The sequence below is a fragment of the Dietzia sp. DQ11-38-2 genome (assembly GCF_014145055.1).
GTDB lineage: Bacteria > Actinomycetota > Actinomycetes > Mycobacteriales > Mycobacteriaceae > Dietzia.
In genome coordinates, this window is record NZ_JAALDW010000498.1 from 1,659 (window position 1) to 6,908 (window position 5,250).

Annotated in this window: 4 protein-coding genes and 1 pseudogene; 3 read left to right on the forward strand and 2 right to left on the reverse strand. The window is 71.0% G+C overall.

Features of this window, described 5'->3' with window-relative positions; all coding sequences use genetic code 11:
• Positions 1 to 122: 122 nt before the first annotated feature.
• On the forward strand, positions 123 to 2,306 hold the full coding sequence (gene glgB / locus G6026_RS15615; RefSeq protein ID WP_182613712.1) for a 1,4-alpha-glucan branching protein GlgB: 2,184 nt from the start codon (positions 123 to 125) through the stop codon (positions 2,304 to 2,306).
• A gap of 16 nt (positions 2,307 to 2,322) precedes the next feature.
• On the opposite strand, the gene G6026_RS15620 is transcribed toward glgB, so the two are convergent.
• The gene (locus G6026_RS15620) at positions 2,323 to 3,252 is read right to left on the reverse strand and encodes a tetratricopeptide repeat protein (protein WP_107756711.1); all 930 of its coding nucleotides are present in this window, start codon (positions 3,250 to 3,252) and stop codon (positions 2,323 to 2,325) included.
• 35 nt (positions 3,253 to 3,287) lie between these two features.
• Positions 3,288 to 4,487 carry an acetyl-CoA C-acetyltransferase gene (locus G6026_RS15625; RefSeq protein ID WP_107756712.1) on the reverse strand — a complete coding sequence of 400 codons (1,200 nt, stop codon included), beginning with the start codon at positions 4,485 to 4,487 and terminating at the stop codon, positions 3,288 to 3,290.
• Between the two features lie 76 nt (positions 4,488 to 4,563).
• Here G6026_RS15625 and mce point away from each other — a divergent pair, with 76 nt between their 5' ends.
• Together mce and G6026_RS15635 are read left to right on the forward strand one after the other, a co-directional pair.
• Positions 4,564 to 5,034, forward strand: coding sequence for a methylmalonyl-CoA epimerase (gene mce, locus G6026_RS15630; protein WP_182613711.1), 471 nt, complete (start codon positions 4,564 to 4,566; stop codon positions 5,032 to 5,034).
• Positions 5,035 to 5,068: 34 nt separating this feature from the next.
• Positions 5,069 to 5,250, forward strand: a pseudogene (locus tag G6026_RS15635) (hypothetical protein); the annotation flags it as partial.

The following is a 5,250-nucleotide window of genomic DNA, read 5'->3' on the forward strand; positions in this document are numbered from 1 at the left end:
CCGGCAGGCCCACCACCACGCCCGACCGGGTTCCTCCACCCGTCGACACGGCGGCCACCTGGCGGACGCCGGAGGACCTCGCCCGGGATACGTCGGGCCGGACCTCGGCTCCGACCGCACCGGTGGGTCCGGCGGGCGAGATCCCCCGCGACGAGTTCGACGCGCTCCGCTCGGGGACCCACCGCGACCCGCATTCGGTCTACGGTGCCCACCGGGCCGGCGGCGGTTCCGTCGTGCGGACCATGCAGCCCGGCGCCACCTCGGTGGAGATCGTGCTCGGCTCCCGCACCGTCCCGATGGAACCGCTCGGCGACGGCGTGTTCGGGGCGATGATGGACGAGCCGGATGTCCCGGACTACCGGTTCCACGTCACCTACCCGGACGGACACACCCGGACCGTCGCGGACGGGTACAGGTTCCTGCCCACCCTGGGCGAGATGGACCTCCACCTGATCAACGAGGGGCGTCACGAGCGATTGTGGACCGTCCTCGGGGCGCACGTCCGCACGTACGACACCCCCGGCGGTCCTGTCACCGGCACGTCGTTCGCCGTCTGGGCCCCGAACGCCCGGGGAGTCAGCGTGGTGGGCGACTTCTGCGGGTGGAACCCCGTCGCCCTGCCCCTGCGCGCGATCGGCGCCTCCGGGGTGTGGGAGGTGTTCGTCCCCGACGTCGCCGACGGCGCGGTCTACAAGTACTGCGTCCGCGGCGCCGACGGCCGGACCGTCGACCACGCCGATCCGCTGGCCGTGGCCACCGAGGTGCCGCCCGCGACAGGGTCCAGGGTCTTCACGTCCGGGTACGCGTGGAACGACGACGAGTGGGTGTCTGCCCGCGCGACCCGTGACCACTCCCGGTCCCCGATGACGGTACTCGAGGTCCACGTGGGCTCCTGGCGGCCGGGGCTGGGCTACCGGGAGTTCGCCCACCAGTTGGCCGACCACGTGGCCGAGACCGGCTTCACCCACGTCGAACTCATGCCCGTCGCCGAGCACCCCTTCGGCGGTTCCTGGGGCTATCAGGTCTCCTCCTACTACGCCCCCACCAGTCGCTTCGGATCCCCGGACGACCTGCGCTATGTGGTCGACCACCTGCACTCGCGCGGCATCGGCGTGCTCATGGACTGGGTCCCCGCACACTTCCCCAAGGACGAGTGGTCCCTCGGCCGCTTCGACGGCACCCCGCTCTACGAACACGCGGACCCCCGCCGCGGTGAACAGCCCGACTGGGGCACCTACGTCTTCGACTTCGGCCGTCACGAGGTCCGGAACTTCCTGGTCGCCAACGCGTTGTACTGGGCCGAGGAGTTCCACGTGGACGGTCTGCGCGTGGACGCCGTGGCCTCGATGCTCTACCTGGACTACTCGCGCAACGAGGGCGAGTGGACCCCCAACCGCTACGGCGGGCGGGAGAACCTCGAGGCGATCTCGTTCCTGCAGGAGGTCAACGCGACCGTGCAGCGGGAGCACCCGGGATTCCTCATGATCGCGGAGGAATCGACCTCCTGGGGCGGCGTCACCGCCCCGACCGATACCGGCGGGCTCGGGTTCTCCATGAAGTGGAACATGGGGTGGATGAACGACACCCTGCGGTACGTCGGACTCGACCCGGTCTACCGGGGCCACCACCACGGCGAGATCACGTTCTCGCTGATGTACGCCTGGAGTGAGCGCTTCGTGCTCCCGCTCAGCCACGACGAGGTGGTGCACGGCAAGGGATCGATGTGGCAGCGCATGCCGGGTTCCTCGTGGGACCGGGCGGCCGGGTTGCGGGGGCTCTACGCCTACATGTGGGCACACCCGGGCAAGAAGCTCCTCTTCCAGGGACTGGAGTTCGGCCAGGTCGGCGAGTGGAACGACGAACAGGGCGTCACCTGGGGGGACCTCGAGGGCTGGGAGGGCGAGTACCACCGTGGCATCCTCGCCTCGGTCCGCGACATGAACGCCCGCTACGCGGAGAACCCCGGCCTCTGGTCGCTCGACGACGACCCGTCGGGATTCTCGTGGATCGATGCCAACGACGCCGACCACAACGCCCTGTCGTTCCTGCGTACGGATCACTCCGGCAGCATCATCGCCTGTGTGGTGAACTTCTCGGGCAGCGCCCTGCACGACTACCGGATCGGTCTCCCCGAGGCCGGGTTCTGGGAGGAGATCCTCAACACCGACGCCGCGGCCTACGAGGGATCCGGTGTCGGCAACCTCGGCGGTGTCGACGCCGAGGATCGGCCACACCACGGCCGCACGCACTCGGCGGGCATCACCGTCGGTCCCCGCGCCACGATCTGGTTGCGCCACACCCGCTGACGGCGGGCGAGACGCCTCAGTACAGCGCGTTGGCGAGGTTGCGGCGGGCGTCCAGGACCCGCGGGTCGTCCGTCGGGAGCGACTCGAGGAGATCGACCAGCCGGGACCGGAGCACCGCCCGGTCGTCGCCCCCGCTCACCCGGATCGCGTCGACGAGGACCGCGAACGCCGACTCGTACTCTCCTCCCACCAGGGCCCTGTCGGCCGCCCGAAGGGCCGCGGGAACCGTGCCCTCGCCGGCATCGGCCTCCTCGGCCGCACGACGAGCGGCCTGCACGTACCTCAGCGCCTCGAGGAGCGAGTGGTCCCGCGGGCGGGAGTCCACCAGCGCGGCGAAGCGCTCCTCCGCGGTGTCCAGCTCGCCGCCCGCGAGTGCGTCCTCGGCGGCGTCGCGTTCGGGGTCGGCCGGATCGTCCGGCTCCCCGGTGTCCGCGGACCCGGGCACTCCGCTGAGCTTTCCCTCCGTGGCCTGGAGGACTGCCGCGATCCACTGACGCAGGGCGTCCTCGGGCTGCTCCCCCTCGAAATCCGCCAGCGGCCGCCCCGCCGCGACGGCGACGACGGTCGGGACCGCCCGCGCCTGGAACGCCTGGGCGATCCCCGGGGAGGAGTCCACGTCGACGACCGCGTGCACCCACTGACCGCCCCCCTCCTCGGCCAGCGAGGACAGCAGGCTGGTCAGTACCGTGGGTGCCCGGCGGGACATGAGTTCGACGATCACGGGGACCTGGGTCGACCGGACCAACACCTCCTGCTCGAAGGTCGCCTCGTCGACCTCGACCAGGGTCACCGGCCCCGTGCCCCCACCGGACGTGCGGGCGGCGGCGACGGGGTCGCGCTTCGCCTCCGCCCGCTTCTTCAGCCCCGACAGGTCGACGGCGCCGGCGAGGGAGGCCGCGAGCTTCTGCTCGGACGCGGACGGGGGTCGGTTACCTGGTCTCGTCACGCCTTCGATCCTGCCACGGCCGGTCCGATCGGGGGTCAGCTGGTCGCGGGCACGCGGATCAACAGAGCGTCACCCTGCCCACCACCACCGCACAGCGCGGCCGCCCCGAGGCCACCACCACGGCGGGCGAGCTCGAGCGCGAGGGTCAGGACGACGCGGTTGCCCGACACGCCGATCGGGTGACCGATCGAGATGGCACCACCGTTCACGTTCACCTGGTCGGGGCTCAGGTCGAGCATGCGGGTCGAGTGCAGTCCGACCGAGGCGAAGGCCTCGTTGAACTCGAACAGGTCGATGTCCTTCACGTCGACGTCCGCCCGCCTGCACGCGTCCAGTACCGCGTCCGCCGGCTGGTGCTGCAGGGTCGAGTCCGGGCCCGCGACGGTGCCGTACCCGACGATCTCGGCGAGGACCGGCCACCCCTCGGCCTCCGCGCGCGCGGCCGTGGTCACGATGACCGCCGAGGCGCCGTCGGAGATCTGCGACGAGGATCCCGCGGTGATGGTCCCGTCCTTCGAGAACGCCGGGCGGAGCTTGCCCATCGACTCCGCGGTCGACTCCGGACGGACCCCTTCGTCGGTCTCCACGACGGTGTCGCCCTTACGGCCCTTGACCGTCACCGGCACGATCTCGTCCGCGAAGCGGCCGGCCTCCGCGGCGGCGGCGGCACGCTGATGGGAGGTCGCGGCGAACTCGTCCTGGTGCTCGCGGGTGATCTCTAGCTCGACGTTGCGCGCCTCGGTGAGGGCGCCCATCGGCTGGTCGGTCGGAACGTCGTGCAGGCCGTCGTAGGCCATGTGGTCGAGGACCTCGATCGACCCGTACTTGTAGCCGGCGCGGCTCTTGGGCAGCAGATGCGGTGCCTGCGACATCGACTCCTGGCCCCCGGCCACGACCACCTCGGAGTACCCGGAGCGGATCGCCTGATCGGCGAGCGCGATCGCGGTCAGTCCGGACAGACACATCTTGTTGATGCTCAGCGCGTCGACCCGCTTGGGGATGCCCGCGGCGAGCGAAGCCTGACGAGCGGGCATCTGACCGTTTCCTGCGGAGAGCACCTGTCCCATGATCACCTGGTCGACGGCGTCCGGGGAGACACCGCCCCGCTCGAGGGCGGCGCTGATCGCGATGCCACCGAGCTCCGGGGCCGAGAGCGAGGACAGCCCGCCCTGGAGGCGGCCGAACGGGGTGCGGGCCCCGGAGACGATGACGGTGCGGGTGGAGTCGGCGGGCATTGCGGACCTTCCATTCGAGGGGCTGAACGTGTACACGCCAAACTACCGTCTCCACTCACCGACTACCGTGGTCCCCATGACCTCTACCCCAGCCGACCAGCCCCTACTGCCCTCCGAGCTCGTCGTGGCGATCGATCACGTCGGGGTGGCCGTCCCCGACTTCGATGCCGCCGTCACCTGGTACCGCGACAATCTCGGGTTGGAGAACCTCCACGAGGAGGTCAACGAAGAGCAGGGCGTGCGCGAGGCCATGCTCGGATCGCCGGGACGACCGGAGGGCGGTGCGCTGCTGCAGGTGCTCGCACCTCTGGACGACACCTCGACCATCGCCAAGTACCTCGACCGCAACGGACCGGGAATCCAGCAGATGGCGGTCCGGGTGACCGACATCGACGCGATCACGTCCCACCTCACCGGGCGGGGGGTGCGGGTGCTGTACCCCGCGCCGAAGAACGGGACAGCGGGTTCGCGGATCAACTTCATCCACCCCAAGGACGCGGGCGGCGTCCTGCTCGAACTGGTCGAGCCGGCCACCGGATCGCACTAGTACCCCGGGCTGGCGGCCCCGCTAGGGTGGGGTCATGTCGAGCACACAGATGCCCACCACGGGCGCCGGCCCGTTCGCGGTGGTCCGCAGGGGCTTCGACCGCGAGCAGGTGACCTCAGCGCTCAAGCGCCTCGAGGCCGAGGTGGGCCTCCTCCGCGCCGACCGCGACGCCGCCGTCGAGAGGGCTGAACGGGCGGCGGCCGAGGCGGCCCGGGA